Consider the following 24,022-nt stretch of genomic DNA (forward strand, 5'->3'; position numbering starts at 1 on the left):
GGCAATCGCCAGCGGCTGACCGCCAGATGTGGCGGCGTCACCTAGTAATTGTCCCACCAATTAGCTTCGCGGCCGCCATCCGCGGTACTACGGCACTACTCCTCCGGCTTCGCCAACTCGTCCCACAGCTCGGAGAGCTTCTGCCTGCGCGACACTCCGAGCTTGCCGTAAACCCGCTGGAGGTGGGCGTTGACCGTGTTGACGGCGATGCCTAACCTCGCGGCCACTTCCGCGCTGCTCAGCCCGGAAGCGACCAACGCAGTCACTTCGCGTTCGCGCTGGGAGAGCTTGACAATCCCGGGAAGAACGGAGGAGCCGGTCTCCGGACTTTCCTGGTGGGCTTCGTCATGTTCAAACCCCTCTTCCTGCCCGAACGCCCATTCTTGCTGAGGCTCACCTGTGCGTGGCTGTCCTGTTCCCATTTCCTGCCCCGTTTCCTGTCCCGATGGCATGCCGGACTCGACGCTCCACACCACCTCCGATACCCCCGCTCCCGGGCGCCGGTAGCCACGGCTACCGGTACGGGCGGCCAGGCCGAGGTTCAACATTTCGAGCGCCCGATGCCCTTTCTTGGCGGCGGAACCCGCGAGTTGAAGAAGCTTCCGGTGTGAATGTTCTGCCCCGATCAGCACTGAACGTGCTGCGGATGAATAGCTTTCGGCCAGCTGCGAGGCCAGATAGTTCCCGCCGCTGCGGCGCGAATCGTAGGCCGCGAGGGCGCGACGCACCTGGCCGACATCGCCCAGCAACCACGCGGCTGCGGCAAGTCCCCCAAGGGCCGGTGGCAGAAGCCCCTCCGGGTCAGCTTCGTCCAGCCGGGCCCTGGCTTGGCGGAATTGCTCACAAGCCAGTTCCAGGCTGCCCTGCCTGGCAAGCACAAGCGCCCTGTAGAGGTGGGCCGCCCCGCCGAAATAGCTCGTCCGGTTGCTGTAGCTGGAACTGCCGGCGCAGAACATCTCGGAACCGCCCCATTGACCGCGCCAGATCAAATTCGACCCGTGGATGGTCAACACAGTGGAATGGAAGTCCACGGGGCACCGGGGCAACCGCCCCAGGGCTTCCAGTGCCAGAGTGGAAAGGGCGACGGCGTCGGCGAACCGCCCGCTGACAGCCAGCCCTTGGGAGACGAGCGCCATCAGGAGCACGCCGGCCTGGGTGGGAGGTGGTGGATGGCGCTCCGAACGCAGTCCCGGGTCGATCAATTGGCTGTGGCAAAGCCTTTGGAAAAGCTCGCCGCCGGATGACGGCCAGCTACCGTTCTGGGCATCGAGATACAGCTGGAGAACGTCCAGCTCGTCCCGGACAACCGATAGGTCAAGAAACGCCGGATCGCCCGGCTGGATCCCGACGGCGGCAGTCTCCACCCGCCGTCGTGCGTCCTGAAGCGCAGCCTGCAGCACATTCGATCCGGGAGATGTTGGCAGAAGTGCGTGCAGCAGCATCCATACGGCGTGGGCGAAGTCCACCGTCAGGACGTCCTGGGTGTTTGCCACCAAACCTTTCAGGACTGTCACAGCCCCGGAAAAATCTCTCGTTTGATAAAGGGCCCGCGCCAGCTCCACGCCTGCAAGCAGTGCTAATTCCGGCGCCCGCACCGCTTCCGCAGACCGGCGGGCCCTTCGATTGTCGTGAATGTCGTTCGCGGCGATGGCCACGGCCAGAAGATCCGCGTCGGACACGGGCAAACCGCTTGCCTGTTCGAGGTCCACGCGGCGGAACAACGCCCACACGGAGTCATCGGCAACCGGTTCGGACGCCTGGTATATGTTCCTCCGAAGTTCAAGGATCCTGGCAGGTCCCAGCTGCTGCCGGGCCAGCCTGCCCTCGATTGCGTGGCTGAGCGATGCTACCTCCTGGTTGTTGAGCTGGACACGGATCGTTCCGTCGCCCCGAAGCGCATCGACGGAACGCTTCTGGACCAGCTGTTCAAGGACGGCCAGTGGTATCGGCTCCCCCACGGCCAGCAGGTCGACAACCTGCCGCTGCGGCACGGAATATCCCTCAAGGCGGTGCCGCGTCAGCTCGAACGCCTGGGAACCGTCCAAGCGGATCGGTCCGGACAGCATCCAGGAATCAGCCTGCTCCACGATCTCTCCACGCGCGGCGGCTTCATCCAGAAGCAACTTCGCGGTCTGCAGGTTTCCTCCCGTCAGGGCATGGATGTCACGGACCATACTGAGCGCCACGCGTCCGCTGAGACGGTCTTCAAGGAATTCACGAAGCTGCTCTTGCGTGAGATCGTCCAATGTCACGACCGACAGCTGCCGCGAAACCACGGACTCCATCAGCTCCATCCGCAAGGGCCGGTCTGAGCGGTGGGTGGCAATCATGCGGATGTCCGGTTCAATAAGCAGCTGGTTCAGAAGCCACAACGACATGTCGTCCAGGAAGTCGATGTTGTCCAGAACCAGCAACGCCGAGGTCCCCGGAGTCGCGGCGCCCCGCACTGCCTTGCGGCAAGCCGCCACGATGGAACCCGGCCACACCTTGGACCTGGCTGGGAGGTCCGGAACCAGTGCCATGGCGATTCCACAAGGAATGTCCGCGAAAGACTCGGAGACGTTGTGGGCGATCACGCTGAAGGACCCGCGCAGAACCGAAGCGGCGGCGTCCAAGAGGGTGGTCATGCCCGAGCCGCCCGGACCTGAAATGACTATCCCGGCTGGTTCCGGCCCTGACAAAGCAATAACAATCTCTTGAAGCTCGGCTGCCCGAATGATCGGGGGCGAGGTGTGGGTCCCTTCAGTATCGTCCATGGTCCTGTCTCATCTTTGGGCCGCCGGACACGTGTTCCTGACGGCCGCGGCATGGACCGGTGTCTTTTCCAAACGTTACCTGCGGGTTTCTATCCTGGATTGAGTGGTAACTACTTGGTTTTCCGGGGCTACTTGCACCAGGCATCCGCGCTCCACGGAGCGCCTGGGAGAGGCCCGGCGGCGACGGCACGGCCCCGGATTTATAGCCGCTGTTACCGTCCTGTGATCTCACTGTGTATGCTGGTCCCGCAAGAGTAAGTTCCGGCTGGCTACTTCTGGGGAGTTGAAGCGCAGCCGATTTCCGTAACGACTCTGTCGTACACACGACCATTTGGCCGTGTACGACGCTGCGGCATTTTTGCCTGCAGATAGCGCTTTTCATTGCCTAGGTCTCGTATGTCTATGTCCCCAACAGATATGTCACCCAAAATATGAAACACCTGTTCACCGCACTCATAGCCGTGGCGCTTCTGGCCTTCGGCGGGCTAGCTACCATCTCCGCCGTCCAGTCGTCACACAAGTCCTCCTACCAGGCAGGCGACCGGACGTCAGCGCGCCCCAGTCCCTCGGCTTCCCCCTCCTCCACGCGCACTTCGACGCCGACGCCGACTTCGAGCAAGGTTCCGGTTGCGACGCCCTCAAGCCCGCCCGCCGCGGCCACGCCGGCACCGGCACCGGCACCGGCACCCGCCACCGCAGCCCCCACTACGCCCGTCGCGGCACCCGCTCCCGCGCCGGCCACGGGAACCTACCCGCTGCACACCAACATCGTGAGCACCACTTTCTGGGTCGGCGAAATCTTCAATGCAAACCTCTCGGATGGTTCGCAAGTCTGCTCCACTTTCAACGGCCAGTGGGCCCTCCAGCACACCGGAGTCAACCTCGGAACCACCCCTGCCGGGGCGAGTGGCTGCCCGGGTAGCCCCTACGGTGGTTGCGATGGCGTGAGTTCCGGAACCGGCACGAGTTTCAAGTGCGCCACCGAACAGCGGGTCGCCAGCAACGGGTACTTCCCGTTGCACCAGCCCAAGCCGTTGCAAAACCCGTTCTACCTGGATCTGCCCTACGACGATGTCAATGACAGCGTCGCTTTTGCAGAGCGTTGCAAAGTGATCCCGTGGGCCGCCGCAGACAACGCCAAGACAGGCGTCAACCATTGCGCGGACTCGAACTACAGCTACATGAAGAACGCTTGGGTCCAGATCACGGGCCCCAACGGCGGCGTCTGCTACGGACAGGTTGAAGACGCGGGTCCCTCCAGCGGTTCCCTCTACCACGACTCCGCCTACGTCTTCGGGGCGAACAACGCCCGTCCCGTCAGCAAGCAATTCTCCGGCGACCCGAGCCAAGGCGCCGGCATGGATGTCTCCCCGGCACTGAACGGCTGCCTCGGTTTCGCCGAGTTGAATGGCGACAACGACCACGTGTCGTGGCGTTTCGTTGACCGTGCCAGCGTGCCGGCCGGTCCGTGGCTCACTGTTGTCACCACTTCGGGAGTGACCAACTAGAACCACGCGCGTTCCTTTGACCTAAGGGTCATTTCCCGGGAGCTACACGGACGCCCATGTCCCGGCCATCACAGGCTGCGGGCATGGGCGTCCGTGTGTCCGGGGCCGGTTGTCCGGACACACGGACCCCTAGCCGGTCCTCACGACGGACCGTTCGGGTACGTTGATCCCCTGAGGGGTGCGTTGAACCCTCCGAACCGGGCTGACCCAAACCCCCGACGAGCGCGACGAATATGCCTTAGGCAGTACTTGGAGGCAGATGACGGCATCCAGGATCCGCATGAACGGAAACAAGGGAGCCAGCAACAAGAAGCGCGGGCTGCGCATGGAAACAGCGGCAAGCACTGTCAAGACAAGGTCCGGCAGGAAGACTCCGATCAGGACGTCCTGCGGCCGCAGGACGCCGGAGAGGAAGACAAAGACGTCCGATCGATTCCCAAAGATCCAGACCTCGACGGCGGCGACGGACGACAGGAGGAACGCGGGCACCAACAGCACAAAGAAGATGCAGCTTGCAACGAGCTCAACGATGTAAAGGCCCAGGACAAACCAGAACTTGCTGAATTGCAGGCCGTGCCGTCTGACGGTCTGCCAGAAGCCAAGGATCCAACGGCGCACCTGCTTGATGTAGTCCTTCAGATTGTCCGGATCCTGCGTATAGGCGACAGCTGCCCCTGGATGGAACGCAATTCGCCCCAGCTTCTTCGCGTGGATTTCGAATGTCATGTTGAAGTCTTCGATCACCAAGCCGGGCGCCAAGACCTCGATCTTTGCGAGCGCGCTGGTTCTGTACATACTGGCGAATCCGGGAACGATGGAGACAACATTCGCCCCGCGGGATGCCTGGCCGTATTTGAGCAGCAATTGAACCACGATGTACAAACGCTCCCGGTAAGCCACCAGGAAGCGGCCCATGGCCGTTGGGGGTGGGGGGCTCATGATCGACTTGGCACGTCCCGCGACGGCGACCACCGTGGGATCGGAAAACAGCGGCAAGCCGGTTTCGAGGTAGTCCGGAGTCGGGCGGGTGTCGGCGTCCAAGAGCATGACCACCTTGAACCGCTTGCACAGATCAAAATGGGCGATGCCTGCCGCGAGCGCACCGGCCTTGCCGCGATTCGGTTCGAGCTCAAGGACCTTTACCCCGGCTGCCCGCGCAATAGCGGCGGTGTCGTCGGTGGACATGTCCGATATGACGTGGATGTTGCGTCGGGGAACCAAAGCTGACGCGGCAAGGATTGTTTCCTTGATGACGAGGGCCTCATTGTGGGCGGCCACGAGGACTGCGACGTTCGAAGGATAGATCCGCACTCCTTTTGAGCGGTGGCGTGCCCGTCGTGGGATCGGTGCCTTGCCGCCAAACTGCAGATGGATCCAGCCGCTGGCCCGCCTGGACAATTCCCGGACGCGCCACCACCGCTCCCCCACCAAGCGCACGAGCCCGGCCAGAGACCAGAAAATCGTGCTGATCCCCAGAACCAAAACGATGGAAAGAAGTATCACGGCGACGGAGCTCCAATTGTGTCGTACATCTCGTAGTCATCGGTAGCAAGCTGGCCATCGCTGAAGAGGTTCAAGCCAAAGCTGACTGCCTCAGCGCCGGTAGGAACCGGCGGGGTCTGCCAGATCGCTTGTTCGTAGCTGGTGTTTGCTGCAAACCAAGGACTGGCCGTCCAGTAGGTCCACGTACCGAGCTTGTTCCGGTAATACACTTCAAATTGGGTCTTCGCGGTGGACTGATACCACGCACGAAGTGAATAGCTATGGCCGGCACTCACGCTCGGGGCACATGCTCCAAGATCGAGGACGGGAAGCAATTTCGCGTCACCGGACGCATATTCCGTCATGTCCAGGCGTCGGGCAACCTCACCGCTGTGCCCCGGCGTCAAGGTGCTGAGCACGGCGGCATTCTTGCCGTAAGACGAAACCTGCCAGCATTGGGGCAAGCCATACTTACCGATGGTTTCCAGTCCCGGATTCCGAATGGCGTTTTTGCCCGGTGCCGCCGGTGCAGGCACCGGGCCGTTCACCACAGGTTGCGCCACGCCACCGATCACATCATGTACCGTGCGCACGGCCATTGTCCCTGTTCCGGTCGTCGCTGCCAGCCAGGTGGCGAACTGTTCGAACAAGGCCGGGCTGACGGAGCGGGGACTGCCGCTGTTGTCAATGTCGTAGAAGGTCAGCTGCAACCAGCCTCCGGCCTTTTCCGCTTGCTCTACCGTCGCCTCAAGGTTTGCCAAGGTCCAAGCGCTGCCGACCTCTGATGCTGCCCGTGTTCGGAAAAGGTCGGCGGGCCGGACGCTTTCTGCGGCAGCGCAGCCCGCACAGTCAAGGGGTGTGTGGATTTCGCCGAGACCCCGGGCGCTGTTGTAGCCGCATCCAGCGACGATTCCTTCCGCGGGAGCCGATGAGGCCGCGAACGGGTAGGCGAAGGACGTGACCTTAAAGCCCCAATCCGTCAGGTTCACCCGATCGTCGCAGATCTGCCGTGACGCTTCGTCAGGCTCTACCGAGGTCACATCGGCAAGCGTGACGGTATGACCACCGATCTCATTCTGGTCCGCCGCCAGGCTGTGTAGGTTGTCCATGGTCATATAGCCAGGAGCACCAACAAAGCCCGAGTCGATGAAAAAGGTGCCGCGGAGGCCGTGGTCCTTCAAGATCCGGGCTGCTTCCATCTGGCTTGCCCTGCCGGCATCGAACGTCAGGCTGACAGACGACAGCGGCGCGGAAGGCGTGGGGCTACCGTTCCCGGCCCCATCTACGGGAGCACGGCTTCCATTGAGAAGCGGGGCAGTACCCGTTAACAGGAGCAGCACCGACACCCATGAGACCGCCCAGAGGCCCACCCGTTTCCGGGAAGTGCGGACCGGGCCGGATAGGCGGTCCTTCCCTTCGGAACTCATCGCAGACCCTCGTTCGGCAGATTCCTGAAGGGGCCGGTGGCGACTGGGGGAAGCCTCGGTCTCAAAGGCTTATTCACCACCGGCCCCCGTTCAGGGGCCCTCTCTGCGAGGGCGTGCTGCCATGGGGCAACACTGTCAATTGGCGATGGAATTTGGCGAGGAACAGCACGGAGTGCCCCCAGGACGGACTCGAACTCAAGCCAGGCGCCTCCCAGGATCAATCCGCTTCGTCCAGATGCCGCTCGGACCAGAGCGTCCGTTTCCATTGTGAGACCTGTCTTTCCCCCGTTGCCCTCAACCAACTGACATCATCAGCGTATGAAGTCAAGCCTCGGCGGACACGAGTAGGCTCTACCCGTCTTTCACTCAGCATTGGCCCCCAGGACCGCGCCACTACTCGTGCGCTACGTACCAAGGCAAGCGGAATACGGCCCGGGGCGCAGTCAGCGCGAATCAAGTCTGTTCGTGGTGAAATGGTGCATCAGGACATTCGGAGTCTAGGGATGGCGGAGGAGCGTGTCCAAGAAACAGGGAAGTGACGCCTCGGTTGCGGCTGAAGGAGGCAACGCACGGGGCGTCCGTGGCCCGTTCGCCGAAGCCAATGGTCATCGCTCCGACAGACGCCGCCCGCTGTCAACCCGCGCCAGGGCGTGGATCGCCGTCGCCCTGGTGGTGGCAGGGATCGGAGGTCTTCTCGTGTGGCGGGTGACGACGGATGCAAACGGCTCGCTCCAACCAGCCTGGTTTTCCGGATACGTTGATGTCACCGTGGTGCCGCAGTACCCTTTTGAGACGCCAACGGGAGACGGCACGAGGAATGTCACGTTGGCGTTTGTCGTGGCATTGGCTGGACAGCCCTGCACGCCCAGTTGGGGCAGCACTTACAGCCTTGATGCTGCGAAGACTTCGCTCAACCTCGAGGAACGGATCGCCAAGCTTCGGTCAAACGGCGGGGCGTTCGCAGTGTCCTTCGGGGGCTCGGTGAACAGTGAGCTTGCCAACTCCTGCCAGAGTGCGGCGGATCTGGAAACCGCCTACGGGGCCGTCCTGCGGCGTTACAACCCCGGAACCATCGACTTTGATATTGAAGGCGACAATCTCCTGGACAGCGCCGCGTGGCAGCGCCGTGCAGCAGCTGTCGGGGCCCTCCAGAAGGAACGAAGCAAGGAAGGACAAGCCCTCTCTGTGTGGTTGACTCTCCCTGTTACCCCTCAAGGATTGACCGACGCCGGAACCTCCGCCGTCGACCAGATGCTCGCCGCTGGTGTCCAGTTGTCCGGCGTCAACATCATGACGATGAACTACGGTTCGAGCCGGAGGGACTCCCAGACCATGCTCGATGCCGGAACCTCAGCAGCGCAGGCCACCCACGAACAACTCAGCATCATCTATCAACGAGCGGGCATGGACCTCAGCAGCGAGCAGATCTGGCGGAAGATGGGCTTGACCCCCATGATCGGCTTGAACGACCTCCCCGGCGAAGTGTTCGACCTGGATGCAGCACGCGGGTTGAACTCGTTCGCCGTCAGCAACGGCGTGGAACGAGTGTCCATGTGGTCCTTGAATCGGGACATGCAGTGCCCGCAGAACGCTCCAGAAGGTCCGGCCAGCCACGTCTGCAGCGGCATCGACCAAGGGACGCAGCGCTTCTCGGACCTGTTGGGTGCGGGATTCCAGGGCAAGCTGCCCTGAGCCCGCCACCCAGGACGGGATCATGCCAGGCCCGCACGATCCGTTCTGTCCCGGTTCTTGGCTTCGGCCGGACGGGCAAGGTGCCGGCCCCTGCCGTGCCTAAACAACTTCTTGAACCACAGCATGGATACCTCCAGTTTTCGAGGGATTGCTTGTACCTGATATCGGCTGGCCAGGCACTGGGGGGCCTACTGCACTTGGCTGACCGTGACGATGCTCAACCACGGCCCGGCAGGAACCTGGTCGCGTGCCACGAACTGCCAGTCGACCTTGTCCGACTCTCCATCAAGCTCGGAAAAACCGAGACATCCGTTGAGGGCGGGCGAGACATCCATGCCAGCGCCGTTGAAATTCTTATTTACTGGGCGGGCATCGTTGGAGCCGAAGACGTAGTCCTTGTCGTGGTACTGGCCGGGGCCGGCGTCTTCGATCTGTCCGTAGCATTCACGGCCGTCCTTGCGGATTCTGACCCACTGGTTCTTCATGTAGCTGAATGAACGGTTTTGGGCGTTGCCCGCGAATCCGGGGTCGTTGGCCCAGGGGATGACGCTGGCCCGTTCGGCGAACGCAGTGGCATCGTTGACGTCGTCAAAGGGAAGATCCAGATAGAACGGGTTCTCCTTGGGGGTCATGGCGGTCGGCGCATATCCCTTGGCTTGCGTTCGCGCCTCGGTTTGGCAGCCATTCGTGTTAACGCCGTCGCAGCCTCCATAACTCCGCATCCACTGGGAATCGTAAGTGGACATGACCTGGCTGCCGTCTGCTGCGTTGGGATCAAAGATCTCGCCGACCCAAAAGGTCGTGGACACGATCCCGGTGTGCCATGGGTATTGCCTTGCGGCCGTGGTTCCTTGGCTCGGAGTCGGTCCAGGCCCCGGCCCGGGCCCCGTACACGCTGCCGTGAGCAGGGCGAGACAAAATGCGACACCAACAGATACGCGTTTCCGACGCTTGGCGGTGGACGTCGCTGTATTCACCATTCACTCCCTTGAGACTTAACGAGGTGCTTGTTCGCAGTGTACGTGGCCGTGGGCGGTCGATCCCCGCACATCGCCGGAGACCGGCCACCCACTGTTTCCCTCTGGACCAGCTACCGCCGTCAGCCCTGGGGGAATCAAGAAGCCATGGTGATTTTCCAACCCGCGGGATCCAGGACTTTTACCGGTTTGTAGTCTGCCGCGACGTTGAGGATGATTTCATCCAGGGTGGTCTTCGGGTCGAAGCCGACAAGGCCGAACGACTTGCTGTTGTCCGGAACGCGCCGCCGCATGTCCTCGTACCCTTCCGAGTAGGCCTGCTCATAGGGAACCAGCGAAATGGGGCTGTCACTTCCGAGGAGTTCAACGATCCGTTCGGCCAGTGTCAGGATGGATATCTCGTAGCTGCCACCGAGGTTGTACGCATTCCCGTAGGCGAGTGGTTCCTCGGAAATGCGAGTGATGGCCGGAACGATGTCACCGACGTAGGAGAAGCATCTGGTCTGCTTGCCGTCGCCGTACACCGTCAGAGGCTCACCGAGGAGCGCTTGGCGCACGAGTCGCGGAACAACCATTCCGTAGCGGCCTGTCTGCCGCGGCCCCACCGTGTTGAAGAGCCGCACAATGGCAACCGGGAGTCCGAACTGGCGCCAGTACGCATGAGCAAATGCTTCATCGATGCCCTTGGCCGCCGCATATGTCCACCTGGACTTGAGCGCGGATCCCAAGATGCGGTCTGCTTCCTCCGAGAGGCTGTCCGAGGCGTTTTTGCCATAGATCTCGCTGGTGGATGCCAACAACAGCGAGGCTCCTGACTCCAGCACCGAGTCCAGAACCACTTCGGTGCCATGGATATTCGTGCGTAGGCTCTCCAGCGGGTGGTCAACAATCAGGTTCACGCCTACGGCGGCAGCCAAATGGAAGACCCTATCGGCACCCGCCACCACCTTGTCCACGGCGTCCCGGTCGAGGATGGTGCCCTCGACGAAGTGGAACTCCCGGTGGCCGATGACGCCTTTGAGATTCTCAAGGCGTCCCGTCGACAAATTGTCCAGGACGGCGACTTCGTCTCCGGCCGCCAGCAGATGCTCAACAAGATGGCTTCCTATGAATCCGGCACCGCCGGTAATTGCTGTTTTCATTACTCCTGCTTCCTCGAAACCTGATGGATCTAGAGCCGGGTTACGTTGTCGGCTTTGGTCAAGCGGTACGTCGTATCAAGGACTGCTGCTGCTTCGGCCAGCCAGTCAAGGTCCATTTGGCTGTGCCTCGTGTGCAGGATCACCAGATCTGCACCCCACTCAGCCGGCGACGCCTCCGAGTGGAGAACCCCTCCGTGCCCGTCGGGCGCCGTCTGGCACCAAGGATCGGAGTATGCCACTTCGGCCCCATCGGCGATCAAGGCTGCGATGATCTCCAACGCCGGGGATTCCCGAAGGTCTTCGACGTCGGGCTTGTATGCGACCCCAAGAACCATGACCCGGGCGCCGGAAACACCGTGGTTGCGGTCCGACAGGATCCGCCGGGCCTTTTCCACCACTTGGTGGGGCCTGCCGGCAATCCCGGCCATCGCTTGCTCGATCACCGGCGCAGTGAGGCGGGCCTTCCGCAATTGCCACAACAAGTAATGGGGGTCGCAGGGGATGCAGTGTCCGCCGACTCCGGGCCCAGGGGTAAACGGCATGAATCCGTAGGGTTTGGTGGAAGCCGCATCGATGACGTCCATGACCTCCATGTTGAGTTCGTGGCAGATATCAGCGAACTCGTTCGCCAAGGCGATATTGACGGCCCGGAAGGTGTTCTCCACGAGCTTGGTCATTTCAGCGACGTCGGCCGACGGGACGACGTGTACCAGCTTTGTGCTCGCGCTCAGAAGGCGTTCGGCCGCTTCCCCGCAAGCCGGGGTTACGCCGCCGACGACCCGGGGCACATCTTCGTGCGAGAACGAGTCAACGCCAGGGTTGATGCGCTCCGGCGAAAATGCGACGAAAACGTCGCGGCCCGGGATGAGCCCCTTGGCAGCCAGGGGCAAGGCCAGAAGGTCCCGGGTGGATCCCACATACGTCGTAGAGGTAAGCATCAGAAGTTGGCCCGCGGTGGCAAAATCGACCACGGAGGCGCAGGCCGCTCGAAGAATACCGAGGTCCGGGACCAAATACTCGTCGACCGGGGTGGGAACGCAAACAACCACTGCCGCCGCACGGGCAAGCAACGACAAATCGCTGCTCAGCATGAACGTAGGGTCCAGCAGTGCGTTGCTGAGGCGCTCTTTGTCGGAGTCCAGAAGGTCTGCCCGCTGCTCGCGGATCACCGCGAGCCGGCCGTCGGACACATCCAGGCCCAGCACCCGCCGGCCCGAGGCGTTGATTGCCAGGGCGGTTGGCAGGCCCACATAGCCCATGCCCACGATTGCCACGTCGAAGCTGAATGCCTGGTCTTGCGTGGTGGTCCTTGCTGTCGTGCCCTCCGGCCATGCCGGTGCAGGCGCGTGCAAGGACTGTGAGCTTCCGTTGAGCTCTGTCTTGAGGGTCTTTACCTTCGTGTTCGGTGCCATGGTCAGTCGACCTCCCGGTGCCTGTTGTCTCCAGTGTGAAAAAAAGCCGGCGACGAAACGGGTTGTGCCCTGGTCTCAGAGGGCGCGTGTCCGCGCGTCGCCGGCTCGCTTGTGGGGGTACCCGCAGAATGCGGGAGACCGGTCGCATTGGAGCTGATTTCTCGCCGGATTACCGGTTGGTTTTCCTGTAGCAAAGAATTCTTCCTGCGTTTCATCTCGAGACCCACTTATCCCCAATTGAGTGGCGGTTGCCATCAAGAAGAGCGTATTAACCAACCCCTACGGCGGGCGCGAGTGGGCTCTACCCGTCTTTGGATGCGTTGTCCCGCAAGCCACCGTTGACTACCCGTTCAAGCACTTTTAACCACTCGATTCAGTACTCGTTTTTGGCTCTCGCGCCCTTTGCGTGCCTTTTGCAGCGCACGACGGCGGAAGCCGGCTTCCGGGAATCGGTCACCTCATGGGAGTGGGAAGTCAGTTGCGCGTGCGGTTAGCCCTGGCCCTGCGTGCCTTGGACTCCGTTTATGAGGTCCTCACGGTGGCTGATGCCAAGCTTGGCAAACATCCGGTAGAGATGGCCTTCAACGGTGCGCAGGGATAGGCCCAAGCCAAGCGCAATGTCCTTGTTGCTGGATCCCGATTGCACGAGCGTTGCGATTTCCTGCTCTCGCCTGGTCAGCTTATGAAGGTCAGGTGAACTCCCGTCAACAACCGGGTTCGCCTTGTCGAGGGCGGCGGTGCGCCGCTTGAGAAGCCGTTGTCCCTCAAGCTGGCGCGCCTTGTCCCCTCTGCTTTCCAAGATCCGGAGGGCGTGGCTGGCACAATCAGCCGCAGCAAGCTCTAAGCCATCCCTCGCGGCCGAATCACTGAGCTCGATCAGGCGATCCGCGTCCTTGTGCACCAAGGCCAGTCCGACGCTCAGGGCGAACTCGGCGGTGCGGCCTTCGCTGCCTTCGGCTACCGCTATCAGCCGGCGCGCCACACTCGCATCTCCCAGTCTCAGCACCAACATGAGGATGTCGATCTCCGCACCGATCGCACCGTTCGCCGCCGCCGAATCCGAAAGCGACATGAGTCTCGCGATGGCTGTCTGCGATCCGCTCTGATCTGCCCTGGCAACTGCCGCATGGCCTTGGGCCAGAAGGGACGGATGCACACCTTCCCGGATCAATGCGTCGTATTCGTTTGAGTACGTCATGGCAGTGTCCCGGCGTTTCAGGATCGACGCAGCGTACGCGGCGGCAGCTACGGCGTCGGGAAGCTCGTTTCCCATATCCGAGACACGCAGCATGCTGACCGCCTGGCGAAGCCGTGGAAGCGCCACGCCCAGATCGCCTCTGCGCAAGTCCACCATCCCTGCCGCCAGATGGAGCATCCCGCCCGAATAGATGAGAGAGTTCGGCGCCTGTGAGACATGATTCCTCAGGAACGTCTCAAGAACGGCAAACTCGCCTGCTTGTTGCAGGGCAAGGATGTAAGTGCGCATCACAAAGCCCGCGTATTGGAGGCTCCAATCGCCGCTCGAAGCGACCATCTCCTGGATCCCCATCAGAATCTGGAGGGCAGAAACCGGCCGGCCAGTGACCGCCATCGCCTCGGAAAGCAAGGTGGCCGCCACGACTCGGGACTCGTCGTCGTCCGTTTCTTTCCAAATCTGGCGGAGTTCACGTTCCGTTTCGACGTAGTGGCCTTCGGTTTGCAGGCCTTGGAGCGAAAGGAGCCTGCTTCCCAGCTTTCCGCGTTCCAGCTCGGCGGGGTCGATCCCCGGGGAAGACTCGGCAAGCCTGGCGAGGGCCGCTTCCCATTCGTAGGCGGCTTGTTTGACGGCGTTCGGCCCAAGGCCTTGGCGCCCGGCGAGTTGGGCCGCCAACATCGAAGCCTGCCGGATAGTCCGAGGATCACGCGTCCGATCCACCACTCCCGCAAGCGATGACACCGATCCCCTGATATCGCCCCGGTACCACTTGGCCCGCGCTACCTCCACTTGGGCGGCAAGTCTGAGGGCAGGATCCTTGATCGCGCCGACCACCCTCTCCACATAGCTCGGGATGAACAGCCGGTTGGCCAGCTGGGCTGCTTCAAGGATGTCGGAGTCCGGGACCTCAGTGCCCGATTCCAGTCCCCAGGAGACGAACCTCAGGAGGCCGTCCATGGTCTGTGGCTTGGCCTCCATGAGCTCTACGATGCGCCGTCGGATCGTCATGCTGTGGGCAGTGGGGACCAATTGACGGATCACTTCCCCCACCAGCGGCTGAGCGAGCCGGACATGCCGGGCAGGGTCGGACGCGATGTCAATGAAGTGCAGCTCCTGCAGCTCGTCGACGGCGTTGGAGTTGCTGGCCTGCTGCACTACGCTCAGCGGGACGGGCTCGGCCAAGGCCACGGTCTCCAAGGTCTCCCGCTGTTCGGCTCCGAGCATGAGGATCTGGTTCCTCACAAGGTCCATTAACCGGACGCTGGTTCCCCGAAGTTCTCCCGAAAGCATCCATGAATCGTTGCGGCAGACCAACTGGCCGAGCGACTTGGCATGCCCGATGAGTTCCAGGAGGAACATGGGGTTTCCCCCGGAATACTTGCAGAGGACAGCGCTGGAGCTTTGTACGACAGGTGCGTCCAGGGTCTGGGCGCACAATTGGTTGACTTCCTGTTCGTTGAGTGGCTGCAGGTCGAATCGATCCACGAGCCCCTCGGACCACATCGAGAAAACTTCTGCTGGCGGCGCAGGGTACGGGCGGCACAAGAACACGACTTTGGCGGCTTCCGCAGCCGCCAACTGTGCCAGGACAGCCACACTGCTGTCATCGAGGTGGTGTGCGTCTTCCACGATCAGGACGGCGGGCGCCGGATGCGGCTGGCCCGCCGGATTCAAGGCCGCTACGACCGTCCTGAGGACTGACAATGGTTCACTGATCTGGCCCGGCGTCAATCCGGTCAGGAGCGGTGCCAAAGCCGCAAAGGGAACCGAGGCCAGAGTGGGTCCGGCAAAGACCCTGAAGGGGCGCACGCGTTGCCCGAGTTCGCGGACCACTTCGTTAATCAATGCTGTCTTTCCGATTCCGGCGTCGCCGAAAAGCAGGACCCCGGGGCCGTTGACATCGAGGAGGCAGTCCACGACCGCGGCCATGACGCCGAACCGTCCGACCAGCGGCTCGGTCGAAACCACCTCGGTCATTGCGCACCGCCTTCGACGCTGCCAAGCGCGAAGCTCAGTTCGGAGCGTTCCACGATCTTCAGCTTGCCGAAAATCTGGTAGAGGTGCCCTTCCACCGTGCGTACCGAGACGTGGAGCTTCTCGGCGATGCCCTTGTTGCTTTCCCGCTTCGCCGCCAACCTGGCAATCTCCAGCTCACGCGCGGTCAGCTTGAGCCCCTCGTGGTTGCCGCTTTGAGGTGTGCGCAAACGCTGTCGGCACGTTTCTGCGAGGTGCCGGGCCCTCCTGAGTGCCGTCTTGTCCAACTGGAACTGATCCACGTGCAACACGGTCTCGGCGATATCGAAAGCGAACCTGTCGTTCTGCATGTCTTCTGCCAATTGTGCTGCTTCAAGAAGACGCTCTGCGCTGCCCGCTATCGTCGCCCGAGCGTACGCGGCACACAATTCGGCGAATCGGCCCTGGCAATGGAGTGCCGAGTCGAGCAGCCGCGGAGCAGCCGCCACCGCCCCGAGCCGGACCGCCGAACTGAGGCAGAATATCTCGTGGCCGGGGGCACCTTCGTCCCTGTCGACGTCGGCCAGTCTGAGGAGTGCCTCGACGGCGGCCTCCGGACCCTCGAGTCGCTCCCGGGCCAGCGCGACGAAGTACTTCTTCGTCCGCTCTTTCCGCCACGTTGGCCGACGCAGCTGGGTGGACGCTTCCTTCAGGTACCTCAAGGCCTGATCTTGCTCTCCTTGCAGGGCCGAGGCGTAGGCCGCTGCTGTACAGGCGACATCCAGCATGCCTTCGTTGTCCTGTACTCGCAGCTGGCTTATCACCGGAAGGAGCGCTTCCATGCCATCTTGGCCCCGTCCCTGGAGGCAACGGAAGATTGCTTTAGGAAGATCGATCGCAGTCGGGAGTGCCTCGGCCGGGGAACCCAGGAGGTCTTCGCCGGGCTGGACCATTTCCGCGGCATGGTCCCACCGCCCGGCAAGCACGAAGGCGAATCTCAGGCGCGATGAAGCGCGTCGGGCCGCGGCGATCGAAACAGCTGAATCATGGCAAGCGGCAATCAGCTGTTCCGCCATGTCCGCTGCCTCGGATTCCCGTCCGGTCAGGGCCCATGCCTCGCACAGCCAGCTTCCGGCAAGAAGCCGGAATTCCACCCCGTGCGACTCAAAATCCTGAAGTACCTCTTCCAGCTTTGCTGCCATATCGGCATAGGAACCGGAATAGCTGGCCGCCTGCGATTCGGCCAGGACGAGGTCCTCCCATAGCTCGGGGACGTCCCGTCCTTCACCGGCCGACGCGGTTTCGTGTTCCAGCCGCCCGCGGATTCGTGCCAGCGTCTCGCGAGCCTGAGCCGTGGTTTCGGCTCGGGCCAAAAGGACTGAGCACTCGGCCAACTTGAGCCGGACCCATTCCGAAAGGGTGGCTTCATCACCGGATTCATCCGCGGAAAACGTCAAGACTTCTTGGGCTCCGGCCAGGTCGCCCAGCGTCATCAAACCACGGGCTTCCTCGGCTACCGCCCCGGGCATCGTGGAATGGCTGGGGATGGACCGGACAAGGCGCAGGGCCAGGCGCGCATCAAGTTGCCGGTTGGCCATCGCGGCAGCTTCAATCACTTCGTCCGTGCCCAGCTTGGCTCCGCAGTCCAACGCCCACGCGGCCATGGAGAGCACCATCGAGGGTTGGCCAAGGGACGGATCCATCGCCTCAAGGAGCTCGCCCCGAAGTTCATTGCTTCGGCCAGGGGGAACGTTCGCCCGGACCACGTCGCCCACAAGCTGGCTTTGCAACCGGGCAATCCTCGGCAGCGAATCGTCGACGACGAGGATGCCCCTCTTCTCAAGGGAGTCCACATCATCCGCTGATGCGAGCGCCAGCAGGGATTCCAAGGGGGCGGCCTTGGCAAGGGAGAGGACCTCCAAGACCTTGCGCTCACCGCTGCCCATCCGGCCAAGCCGTGTAGTGATGAGATCGGTGATTGCCCGGCCGTGCACCTCGCTTCGTGACGTCAGGACCCAGACCCCGTCGCTTTTCAGGAGCGCCCCGGATTCAGCGAGTTCCGCGGCGAGCATCTTGAGGTAGTGCGGGTTACCCCCGCTGGCCGTCCACAGGGCATGGGCGCCGGACGGCGAGACTTTTGCGCCCAACCCGGACTCGAGCCAAGCGTGGGACTCTTGAAAAGTCAGTTGCTTGAGGTCTATGCGGTGCAGGAATCCGTCGCCACAGAGCCGGGTGATCTCGCCACAGAGCCGCTGCGGGTCCGTGCAGGTCAGGACAAGCTGGGCAGTGCCGTTCCTCGCGAGTTGTGCCACCGTCATGGCCCCCAGTTCGTCAAGCTCGGTGGCATTTTCTATGACCAGGTACACCGGCTTTCCCTCGGCTCGCTCACGGAGCAGATTGGTCAGCGCCGACAGCACCAGGACCGGATGGGCCAAGTACCCGGCGTCTAGGTCGCTCAAGAGAATATTCAGGGCGCCATACGGTGATTTCGCCAGCGCTGCGCTGCCGCGGATCACGACGACGAACGAGCGGCTGCGTAGTTCGTTCACCGCGCGTGTGGTCAGGTAGCTCTTGCCACTCCCCGACGGTCCCGTCACCAGCACGCCTCCCCTGGCGGTTGCTAGCGCGAGCGAGATGTCTTCAACTGCGGCCCTGTGTCCAATCGGCGGCCACGCCGTCGAAATTATCGACTTTCCTTCGGCTCCCTCAGGCGAAGAGGCCGGGGCCGCGTGGAATGCCTGGTACCGGGGCGCTCCCCCGGACCGAATGGCATGGACCGTAGATGCACTGCCTGTTGTCAACATGAGCGAGACCCCCAGTGATCGAGTGGTGACACCCCCCAATTAACCAGCTCGCCGTCAGCCCTACACCAGTAGTGAGTACTCGACTTTCATCCTGCCCGATACTCGTATGCGGGTGTAAGTACCCCTGCTGCGTGGGACGGGTACTCGACGTCGACAGTAGCGCTCGTCGAATCGAGAGTTCACTACTAGTTATTTTGTGGCCTAGCCGGGCTCCGATGGGCCCCGCGCAGCGGCCGCGGCACCGGCAAGTGCGTCCCTGCCGGTGATTCCCAGTTTCGAGTAGCACCTGTACAGATGCCCCTCCACAGTGCGGACCGAGATGAGCAGCGTGTCCGCAATCTGCCGGTCGCTGAGGCCCCTGACCGCCAGATTGACAATGTCCCATTCCCGCTTGGTCAGCTTAGGGAGCACAGATTCGTGCTGCGATTCCTCGCCTCCGTGGCCCAGCTCTTCGTTGCAGCGCGCCAGGCCCGCGCGCGCAGCCGCCGTGAGCTCTTTGGTGCGGCTGCGATCCGAGGCTCCCAGCGCAAAGCCGTAGGCCTTCGCGGCCAGATGGTAGACAGAAGCAGCGTGAAGCTTCTCCCCGGCGGAGAAGTAGCGGTCAGCACCCCCGAATTTGAGTGCGAGCCCATATTCTGCGAGGGCTTGCGCCCAGTTTCCCTCGGTTGCAGCCGCAGTCTCACAGAACCGGTCCAGCCTGCTGGTGTCTCCCAGGCCAAGCGCAAGCTCCAGCGCATGAAGTTCAAGGAAGGTGGCATCTTCCTTGGCTGCTTCGTCAGCGTTGAGGTGCAATGCTTCGACGCCGGAGCCGTCGCCTTTGAGGAGTTCAAGTGCGGCTTCGAAGAAGTTGCTGGCCTGGGCCTCGAGGAGATGCATGCCATGCTGCCCCCGGGCCTTGAAGTCCGCCCTGAAACGATCAGCTTCCGGTAACCCGGTACCGGCTGCGGCATAGAAGGCCATGGCCGCACACAGCCCGAAGAGGTTTTGCGGATCGCTGTCTCTCAAGGCTTCGAGGCCAGCAGTCAGCAGCGGCAAGGCGTCTCCGGTTTTTCCCTGCCTGATGGCAACGTACCCGAGCAGTAGGTAAGCAGCCCCACCGAAGGAGGCCATGGCTACACCCGAGGATTCGTAGTAGCGATCGAGGAACTCTTGGGCTTCGCCCCAGTCGCCGGCAGCAAGAGCGCACATGACATGGCGCGCTGCGATGAATTCGGGGAGGAAGAAGACGTCGTTCTCTGGAGGCTGGGCCAAAGCGGCAGCTTCAATAGCCAGCAGCCTTCCCTGGATCGCGGCGCCCAGGGCGCACAACCTCTCTGACTCCAGGGACAGCGCCAAGGCCTTGGAGAGCACCGACGAAGGTCCTTCCACGGAGCCGATCTGAAGGAGGACGCGCTCCAGTCCGGCCCCCATCCGCTCGTAGTCTCCTTCCAAGGAACCAGCAACCAGCTCCATCAGGGTCACGGCGATGGGCACCGCAGCTTTCGCCGCCGGTGTCTGCTGGCCGTGGAGGCCCGGCAGCTGCTCGCCCCATTCGCGGAGGACCCCGGCATCCGCAAGGATGAGGGCGGCGGATTGTCCGACGGCGGCACGGGTGACCGCGTGAAGCAGGCTGCCCGATACGATCTGGGAAGGTCCGGTGTCTCCGCCCAATGTTGCCTGGGCCAGGACCGCCGCTGCTTCGTCGCGGCGGCCAAGATTGAAATAGGACCGGGCCATGACCGCTTGGGCAATCGCTTGCCACTGCGTCTCCTGCACTGCGGCAGCCATGCGCAATGCCGTCTCGCTCTGCTGTAGTTTGGCGGCGAGGACCGCCGCCCGGATCAAGAGACGGTCCGGCACGTCCGAACCGCAGTCAAGTGACCAGGTGACCATCCGCAGAAGGGAATCGGGATTGTCCTCCAAGACATCCATCCGGGAAATCAGTTGCCTGTGCAGCTGGAGACTCTGCGCGGCGGGGACGATGCTTCGAAGCACCTCTCCGTACACCGGATTGACGAGCCGGAGGGTTGTCATTCCTTGTCCAGCGGGCTGAATCAAATGCTGTTCCAACAATTCCTGGACGGCGGTTTCTCCGACGACGGCGTTGATCAACGATTCATCGACCGGCTCAGCCAAGGCAATCAAGTTCAAGGCGTCCCGGCCTGCGGCCGAAATGCGCATCAGCTGGAGTTTGACCACGGCTTCCAGCTTCACGGTGTGGACCGGCGTCGCGGCTGTCTTGAGCCACACGCCATGTCTCTGGACAAGGGTCCCGGAACTCTCGGCTTCGCGCACCAGGGTCTTCAGGAGCAGGGTGTTGCCGCCAGCCTCTATCCAGAATCCATGGCTTGTGCCGTTCAGGACGATGCCGCCCAGCAATGCCTCGCACAATTCGTGGGCTTGCTCAGCTGTCAGGGGCTCCAAATCAAACCACTCGGCAGTTCCCTCGTGCCACAATCGCAAGAGGGGCTCGGGAACTCCTGGTCGCGGGACGCATGCGGCGACGATTTTCGCCCATTCTGCCTGGACAAGCTCGGTAAGCATCGCACAGGTGGCATCGTCCAGGTAATGCGCATCGTCGACCAGCAGCAATGCTGGACCGGTACCGATACGGATTCCTTCAAGGTAATCCCAGAGGGCCCGCAGCACGGCGACGCGCGAGGAAATGTCGGAAACCGAAAGGTGGGCAAGGTAGGGGGCCAGAACTCCATAGGGGACCGAGGTCAGGGATGGACTTCCATGAATCGGAACAATCGCAAGGTCCTCGCGAAAGACGCTGCCGAGCTGGGCCAGTAGGGATGACGCGCCAAGTCCGGAATCCCCCACGATGAAGACTGCAGAACAGTCGTCCGCGCGGATTGCAGCCGTGATTCCAGGGAGCAAATGCCCATAGTCCAGCCATGGTTCAGGCGGTCTTGTAATGCTTCCTCCGACAGGACCATGCACCGCCGCAGCGTTGTCATGCCTGCGCGGTTCCTTCAAGCTCGCTCCTCGATGAGATTCCCATTTTCGTGAAGATCTGGTACAGGTGGCCTTCAACCGTGCGGACCGAAACCTGCAACTGGTTAGCTACCTCTTTGTTACTCAACCCCTGACTAGCCATCTTTGCAACCTGCCGCTCCCTTTCGGTCAATTCTGGTCCAAAAGTGTGCGGTGTCAGGGGCAGTACAGGTACGGTACCGACCAAGCGGTCCAGCCGTTGCTGGGCCAACCTGGCGGAAGCCGAGTCGCCGGCTTCCCGTGCTGTGTCCAAGGCCAGGACCGCACAGCGCGACTCCACCGCATCCAATTTCAGTTCCTGGGCCACCGAGGCGGCAAGCAGCAGGGTCTTCGGGTCCTTCTTGCGAGTGCCTTCCGCTACCATCCGGTTTACAGCCGCCATCTTCCCTTGGCGACGCGACGAAACCTCCTCCAAGAGCAATAATTCATCCTCGGTACCGTGGACGGTGGCTCCGAAGAGGCTGATGGATGCCGTTGTTGTCCGGCCCTTGGCCAAGTCCCGGTTTGCCGACTCGATGAGGCTCTGCTTCGCCCCGGGATCCTTCAACCAGCGGCGTGCCATCTTGACGCAGAACTCAGCCATCCACGCAGGGAACCACGCTGTCTCGCCCTGCGCTTTTTCGGCCAAATCCAGGAATGTCCGCGCTTCCTTCACATCCCCGGCCTGCGCATAAGCGAAGGCCAGCGCGGAGTAGGCCAGGGAAGGCCCGTAGTAATTCCGCCTGATCTCCAGTTGCGCCTGGGCTCCCAAGAGCGTGTCAATCGCTACGGAGGCCCGGCCCGCATATGTGTAAGCAACGCCAAGCGCAAGCTCGGCAGCACCGCCCAGGTAGTGGATATTCTTCGGCTGCTGATCGAGGGTCGCCGTAAGCATCCGGGCTAGTTCTTCCCACTGTCCACTGCACAGCAGGGCCGCAAATAGGCCTTCGGACAACCAATTGTGCAACCGCGGCTGAGCTTTTGCGCGCTGCATTTTGTGCCTCAGCTCGCGCGCCAGCTCGATTGCCTCCATTTCCCTGCCAAGTACTGCCCAAGCCATGGTCAAGAGGCTCCCGCAACTCAGCTTTTGTTGGAGGTCGCTGCCGTCCCGGTACTCTTTCTCCAAGGCCTCTGCAACCTCGGAATACTCGCCCTGATGAACGTGAAGCTCGAAGCTGGCTAGCCTGAGCATTCCGCCGGCCCGGGTAAGTTCGGCAGCATCGGAACCAGCCTCTTGTGACCGACGGGCAAGCTCCTCGTGGCCCTTGGCGACGAGGCCAGGTATCCGAACGTGGCCGCCGGGGACCCACAACAACGCGCTGCAGAGTTCCTGGACATAGTCCGCGTACTCATACGCGGTCAGCCGTCGAAGTTGCTCGGGCGTCACATCCTCCAAAGCTGCGACGGCAGCCTCGTGCTCGGCAAGAATGACGTGGGACACGCAGCGCTGTTGTGCAGCCGCGACCCATTCCTTGTCCGTCCGTCCGATCTGCCGGGCGCATTCCAACGCGAACCACGGATCGAATTGCCGGTTCGCGGCCGCCGCCGCGGCCAAGGCGACTCCGGGTTCAAGCGTTTCGCGGACATTCAACGTCGACGAGGCAAAACCCAAGAGGGCCTCGGCGTCGAGGTCACGGGAAATGCTGCCAATCACGCCGGCCGCAAGCTGGCGTAGTTCGTTCCTTCGCGGGAGGTCCATCCAGCCCCGGATGACCTCGCCCATGTATTCGTCCCGCAGCGCCACCCGCCGGGCGTCCGTCGCTTCGATGCGCAAGTAACCGGCCCACTCCATCTCCGCGACCACTTCGGGATCGAGGACGTCCAGGAGCACCGCGAGCGGGGCCGTTCGAATCAGCGCAAGCAGTTCCAGCGCTTCCTGGACTGCAGGGCTCTCCCGCGCGAGGCGTGAACGGACAAGGTCAGTCAGAACGTCCGCGGATGAAAGGCGGATCTCGCCTTTCATGGCCCAAACCTGCCCGGCCAGATGCAAGTTGCCTGAGCGAAGCTGCTCCGTGACGATGGCTTGGAGCACCAACGGATTTCCACCGCTGGATGCATGCAAGGCGCTTGCAGCCGTCGCGGTCACTCGCCTTCCCAAGACCGCGGTGAGCAGTTTGGCCACTTCGGCCCGGGAAAAGGCCTGAAGCAGGACCTCGTCCAACAAACCGTCTTTCAGCAGTCTGACCAAGTCTTCCGGCATGTCCGTCGCTTGGCGGACAGTCACGAGGACTTTAGCTGTGCCACTAATTAACAAATGCACGAGCAGTGCGGTGCTCATGCTGTCCAAAGCAGGAAGTTCCGAGAGTACTAACAGCACGTTGCGTCCTGCGGCGTCCGAACTTATCAATTGGGATATGCCGTGGATGATCGTGGCCGGGGAATCTGCGGCGTCTACGGGCAGTCTGGCGAGCAGATGTGCCAGCGCCCCGAAAGGAGTGTTGATGTCCGTGGAGCCGTGGAGATGGAGTACATGCGTCGTGGGAGCGAGACGGGCCTCTACCGAACGGGCAAACGTCGCCTTCCCAACGCCCGGCGCGCCAACCACCACGACTCCGTACAAAGATGGCTCACCGAGGGCGCCAACAACCGCATTCTGAAGATCCTGCCTCACCAGCGACGACCATTTTCGTCGCTCCGCGGCACCGAGTGCTTGCCGCTCCGATGCGGGTCGACCCATTTCAGATTCCGGTGTTGCTCGCAATATTAGATCACGCTA

The 24,022-nt window shown here is 62.3% G+C and carries 13 protein-coding genes; 3 read left to right on the top strand and 10 right to left on the bottom strand.

Annotated features, from left to right (window positions below; genetic code table 11):
* Positions 1-95: 95 nt before the first annotated feature.
* Positions 96-2,756, bottom strand: coding sequence for a LuxR C-terminal-related transcriptional regulator (locus ABD884_RS16370; RefSeq protein WP_345047994.1), 2,661 nt, complete (start codon positions 2,754-2,756; stop codon positions 96-98).
* A gap of 431 nt (positions 2,757-3,187) precedes the next feature.
* Between ABD884_RS16370 and ABD884_RS16375 the strand changes: the two genes are divergently transcribed.
* A complete protein-coding gene (locus ABD884_RS16375; RefSeq protein WP_345047998.1) occupies positions 3,188-4,264 on the top strand; it encodes a hypothetical protein in 1,077 nt (358 codons plus the stop codon).
* A gap of 129 nt (positions 4,265-4,393) precedes the next feature.
* On the opposite strand, the gene ABD884_RS16380 is transcribed toward ABD884_RS16375, so the two are convergent.
* On the bottom strand, positions 4,394-5,767 hold the full coding sequence (locus ABD884_RS16380) for a glycosyltransferase family 2 protein (protein ID WP_345048001.1): 1,374 nt from the start codon (positions 5,765-5,767) through the stop codon (positions 4,394-4,396).
* A complete protein-coding gene (locus tag ABD884_RS16385) occupies positions 5,764-7,173 on the bottom strand; it encodes a polysaccharide deacetylase family protein (protein WP_345048005.1) in 1,410 nt (469 codons plus the stop codon). The genes ABD884_RS16380 and ABD884_RS16385 overlap by 4 nt, the downstream gene beginning before the upstream one ends.
* 516 nt (positions 7,174-7,689) lie before the next feature.
* On the opposite strand from ABD884_RS16385, the gene ABD884_RS16390 reads away from it, so the two are divergent.
* The gene (locus ABD884_RS16390) at positions 7,690-8,865 is read left to right on the top strand and encodes a chitinase (RefSeq protein ID WP_345048007.1); all 1,176 of its coding nucleotides are present in this window, start codon (positions 7,690-7,692) and stop codon (positions 8,863-8,865) included.
* Between the two features lie 188 nt (positions 8,866-9,053).
* Here the strand turns inward: ABD884_RS16390 and ABD884_RS16395 are convergent, their stop codons facing one another.
* The 5 genes from ABD884_RS16395 to ABD884_RS16415 all read right to left on the bottom strand — a co-directional run bounded on the left by ABD884_RS16395 (position 9,054) and on the right by ABD884_RS16415 (position 18,141).
* Positions 9,054-9,674 (bottom strand): hypothetical protein, encoded by a 621-nt coding sequence (locus ABD884_RS16395; protein ID WP_345048011.1) that lies wholly within the window; start codon positions 9,672-9,674, stop codon positions 9,054-9,056.
* 305 nt (positions 9,675-9,979) lie between these two features.
* Entirely contained in the window at positions 9,980-10,984 is a 1,005-nt protein-coding gene (locus ABD884_RS16400; protein ID WP_345048015.1) for a dTDP-glucose 4,6-dehydratase, read from the bottom strand.
* 29 nt (positions 10,985-11,013) lie between these two features.
* The gene (locus ABD884_RS16405) at positions 11,014-12,396 is read right to left on the bottom strand and encodes a nucleotide sugar dehydrogenase (RefSeq protein ID WP_345048020.1); all 1,383 of its coding nucleotides are present in this window, start codon (positions 12,394-12,396) and stop codon (positions 11,014-11,016) included.
* 490 nt (positions 12,397-12,886) lie between these two features.
* Positions 12,887-15,568: a helix-turn-helix transcriptional regulator gene (locus ABD884_RS16410; protein WP_345048024.1), complete on the bottom strand. Its 2,682-nt coding sequence runs from the start codon at positions 15,566-15,568 to the stop codon at positions 12,887-12,889.
* On the bottom strand, positions 15,565-18,141 hold the full coding sequence (locus ABD884_RS16415) for a LuxR C-terminal-related transcriptional regulator (protein WP_345048028.1): 2,577 nt from the start codon (positions 18,139-18,141) through the stop codon (positions 15,565-15,567). Before ABD884_RS16415 ends, ABD884_RS16410 begins: the two co-directional genes overlap by 4 nt.
* A 37-nt stretch (positions 18,142-18,178) precedes the next feature.
* Here ABD884_RS16415 and ABD884_RS16420 point away from each other — a divergent pair, with 37 nt between their 5' ends.
* Positions 18,179-18,391: a hypothetical protein gene (locus ABD884_RS16420; protein WP_345048031.1), complete on the top strand. Its 213-nt coding sequence runs from the start codon at positions 18,179-18,181 to the stop codon at positions 18,389-18,391.
* Between the two features lie 158 nt (positions 18,392-18,549).
* On the opposite strand, the gene ABD884_RS16425 is transcribed toward ABD884_RS16420, so the two are convergent.
* Both ABD884_RS16425 and ABD884_RS16430 read right to left on the bottom strand, forming a co-directional pair.
* The gene (locus ABD884_RS16425; RefSeq protein WP_345048035.1) at positions 18,550-21,309 is read right to left on the bottom strand and encodes a helix-turn-helix transcriptional regulator; all 2,760 of its coding nucleotides are present in this window, start codon (positions 21,307-21,309) and stop codon (positions 18,550-18,552) included.
* Positions 21,287-23,983 (bottom strand): helix-turn-helix transcriptional regulator, encoded by a 2,697-nt coding sequence (locus tag ABD884_RS16430; protein ID WP_345048039.1) that lies wholly within the window; start codon positions 23,981-23,983, stop codon positions 21,287-21,289. The genes ABD884_RS16425 and ABD884_RS16430 overlap by 23 nt, the downstream gene beginning before the upstream one ends.
* Between the last annotated feature and the right edge of the window lie 39 nt (positions 23,984-24,022).

It is taken from the genome of Arthrobacter methylotrophus (assembly GCF_039539965.1).
In the GTDB taxonomy this organism is placed as follows: Bacteria; Actinomycetota; Actinomycetes; order Actinomycetales; family Micrococcaceae; genus Arthrobacter; species Arthrobacter methylotrophus.